Raw genomic sequence first — 3,626 nt, 5'->3', positions numbered from 1 at the left:
CATACCTTGTGGCAAACACCTTCAGCCCTGATGCGATCCCTGTGGGCTGGCTTGAACTGCGATGGGCTGCGAAGCAGCCCCTGTTGCAGCCACACGTGACTATCAGTCGTTCACACTCAAAACCCGCCCCGCCTTCTCGCCAGCCTTGCTGCGCGTGGCCAGGCAGTAGTACAGCGGCACCGTCACCAGCAAGCCGAACAGCCAGGACAGGTCGGCGCCTTCGACCAGGTTGGAGTACGGCCCGACATACAGCGAGGTATTGGCAAACGGCAGCTGCACCAGGATGCCGCAGGCATAGGCAACAATTGCATGGTGATTGAAACGGCCATAGATGCCGCCGTCGGCACTGAAGATCGAGGCGATGTCGTACTGGCCCTTCTTGATCAGGTAGAAGTCGATCAGGTTGATCGAGGCCCACGGCACCAGCACCACCAGCAGCGCCAGGATCAGGCCGATGAACTGGCCGATGAAATCTGCCGAGGCGTTCAGCGCGACCATACCGCAGCCCAGCAGTATGACCGAGGCCAGGATCACCCGAACCTTTACGCTGGGGGTCCACTGGGCAACGAAGGTCTGGATTGCAGTCACGATCGACAACACCGCGCCATACAGGTTGAGGGCGTTGTGGCTGATGATGTTGAGCAGGAACAGCACCATCAGGATCGGCCCCAGCCAGCCGGTGGCCTGCTTCACCGCGTCCATCGCATCGGTGCCTTGCGGCACGCACAGCACCGCCACCGCACCGAAGCTGAAGCACAAGATGGTGCCCAGGGTAGCGCCGAAATAAGTCGCCCAGAACGGCTTGGCAATGCCGACTTCACGCGGCAGGTAGCGTGAGTAGTCGGAGGTGTACGGCGAGAAGCTGATCTGCCAGATCACACCCAGCGAAACAGTGGCGATGAAGCCGGACAGGTTGAAGGCGCCGCGGCTGAAGAAATCGGCTGGCAGGTCCTGGATGAACATCATGATGAAGCCGGCCAGCAGTGCCGAGCCCATCACCCAGGTGCCGATACGGTTGAGGATGTGGATGAAACGGTAGCCGACCACGCCGATGGCGGTGGCGCTCAAGGCGCCGATCACGATCGCCCCTGGCATCGGCACGCTCGGGCTGATGCCGTGGATGGTCTTGCCGGCCAACACGATGTTGGAAATGAAGAAGCCAACATAGATCAACGCCGTGAAGAACACGATCAGCAAGGCGCCATAGCGGCCGAACTGGCCACGGCTCTGCACCATCTGCGGAATGCCCAACTGCGGTCCCTGCGCAGAGGCCAGGGCGATGACCACGCCCCCGACAAGATGGCCCAGCACGATGGCCACCAGCCCCCACAACAGGTTCAGGTGGAACACCTGTACCACCATGGCACCGGTGACGATCGGCAGTGGCGCAATGTTGGTGCTGAACCAGAGGGTGAACAGGTCGCGCGCCTTCCCATGGCGCTCGGCAGGTGGCACATAATCGACCGTGTGATTCTCGACAAACTGGTGTTGCGACGACGGTTGGGACATGGTTTTCAGCTCGAAAGGTCGTTTTTATCGTTGTAAGGAAACCGCATCTAGGCGGCCTCTCAGCTGCAGACCATATTATGGTATTCCAAGCTTTTGACAACACTGATCCGCACGAAAAAGCGGCCACTGTTCTGCTTTAAAAACCCCTGCGACAAACCACCACACCGAGCAAAGCCCCGTATTCCGTGGCCTTGCGCCGCTCATCGTGAAAATGTGCGGCTGAAAATTCTGCTTGCAAAATAGGTATTACGGTATACCATCAGACACATCAACGATAAAAACCGCGGACCACCGCAGCCTTTTAGAGGTAAACCCGATGATCGACGCAACCGTCTACAAGAACGTCCTGGGCTCCTTCCCGTCCGGCGTTACCGTCATCACCACCCTGGACGACGACGGCTCGGTCGTCGGCCTGACCGCCAGCGCATTTTCCTCCCTGTCGATGGAGCCGCCGCTGGTGCTGTTCTGCCCCAACTACAGCTCCGACTCCTACCCGGTACTGATCAAGCAGAAGCGCTTCGCCATTCACCTGCTCTCGGGTGAGCAACAGGCACACGCCTATGCGTTCGCCAAGAAAGGCAAAGACAAGGCCAACGGTATCGAGTGGACCCTCAGCGAGCTGGGCAACCCGATCCTGGCCGGCGCCACGGCGGTCATCGAGTGCGAGCTGTGGCGCGAATACGAAGGTGGCGACCACGCCATCATGGTCGGCAAGGTGCACAACCTGATCGTTCCAGCCCAGGCGCCGCGGCCGATGGTGTACTGCCGCGGCAAGATGGCCAGCCTGCCGGCCTTGGCCTGAAGCCCATTGTGAATCGAGACAGCTGGCGCCCCCCTGCCTGGCGCCAGCCCCTTTCAAGCGTTGAGGAAAGCCCCATGAAATTTTCGTTGTTCGTACACATGGAACGTTGGGATGAACAGGTCAGCCACCGCCAGTTGTTCGAAGACCTGACCGAACTGACCCTGATGGCCGAAGACGGCGGTTTCAGCACCGTGTGGATCGGCGAACACCACGCCATGGAATACACCATTTCGCCAAGCCCGATGCCATTGCTGGCGTACCTGGCGGCACGCACCGAGAAGATCCGCCTGGGTGCCGGCACCATCATTGCGCCGTTCTGGAACCCGATTCGCGTGGCAGGTGAATGTGCCCTGCTCGACGTGATCAGCAACGGCCGCATGGAAGTGGGCCTGGCCCGTGGCGCGTACCAGTTCGAATTCGACCGCATGGCCGGTGGCATGCCGGCCACCGACGGCGGCAAGGCCCTGCGCGAGATGGTGCCGGTGGTGCGCAAGCTCTGGGAAGGTGACTATGCCCATGACGGCGAAGTCTACAAATTCCCCACTTCCACCAGCGTACCGAAGCCGTTCAACGCTACGCCACCCATGTGGATCGCCGCCCGCGACCCGGACTCGCACAACTTTGCCGTGGCCAACGGCTGCAACGTCATGGTCACGCCGCTGATGAAGGGCGACGAAGAAGTACTCGACCTGAAGAACAAGTTCCAGGCCGCCCTGGACAACAACCCCGGCGTACCGCGCCCGCAATTGATGGTGCTGCGCCACACCCACGTGCACAGCCCGGCCGAGCCGGACGGCTGGAAGGTCGGCGCCCAGGCCATTTCACGCTTCTACCGCACCTTCGATGCCTGGTTCGGCAACAAGACCACCCCGGTCAACGGCTTCCTGGAGCCAAGCCCGGAGTCCAAGTTTGCCGAAGTGCCGGCGTTCCAGCTGGAGAACATCCGCAAGAACACCATGATCGGCACCCCGGAAGAGATCATCGCGCGTATCCGCTATTACCAGGAGCTGGGTGTCGACGAGTTCAGCTTCTGGTGCGACAACAGCCTGCCCCACGCCGAGAAGAAGAAGTCCCTCGAACTGTTCATCAAGGAAGTGGTACCGGCGTTCGCCTGAATTCCCATTGCCTGAAACATTGCGGGACACAGCCCCCTCCCGTAGGCCCATGCGGCTTGCGCGAGCGGGCTTTTTTAGCGGCAAGCTGCAAGCTGCAAGCTGCAAGCTGCAAGCTGCAAGCTGCAAGCTGCAAGCTGCAAGCAAAAGCAAAAGCAAAAGCAAAAGCAAAAGCAAAAGCAAAAGCAAAAGCAAAAGCAAAA

3 protein-coding genes are annotated in these 3,626 nt (G+C 60.2%); 2 read left to right on the top strand and 1 reads right to left on the bottom strand.

Going from position 1 to position 3,626, the window contains the following annotated elements:
* Positions 1–102: 102 nt before the first annotated feature.
* Complete coding sequence (locus B3361_RS21305) at positions 103–1,509, bottom strand: purine-cytosine permease family protein (protein ID WP_054905972.1); 1,407 nt, start codon at positions 1,507–1,509, stop codon at positions 103–105.
* Between the two features lie 316 nt (positions 1,510–1,825).
* Here B3361_RS21305 and B3361_RS21300 point away from each other — a divergent pair, with 316 nt between their 5' ends.
* A complete protein-coding gene (locus tag B3361_RS21300; protein WP_009683734.1) occupies positions 1,826–2,311 on the top strand; it encodes a flavin reductase family protein in 486 nt (161 codons plus the stop codon).
* A gap of 74 nt (positions 2,312–2,385) precedes the next feature.
* Positions 2,386–3,426 (top strand): LLM class flavin-dependent oxidoreductase, encoded by a 1,041-nt coding sequence (locus B3361_RS21295; RefSeq protein WP_054905971.1) that lies wholly within the window; start codon positions 2,386–2,388, stop codon positions 3,424–3,426.
* Positions 3,427–3,626: the final 200 nt, after the last annotated feature.

Origin of the sequence: Pseudomonas sp. UBA6699 (assembly GCF_002454615.1) — a bacterium.
GTDB lineage: Bacteria > Pseudomonadota > Gammaproteobacteria > Pseudomonadales > Pseudomonadaceae > Aquipseudomonas > Aquipseudomonas juntendi.
The sequence above is the reverse complement of the archived record's forward strand: the minus strand, read 5'-3'. Positions and strand labels throughout refer to the sequence as shown.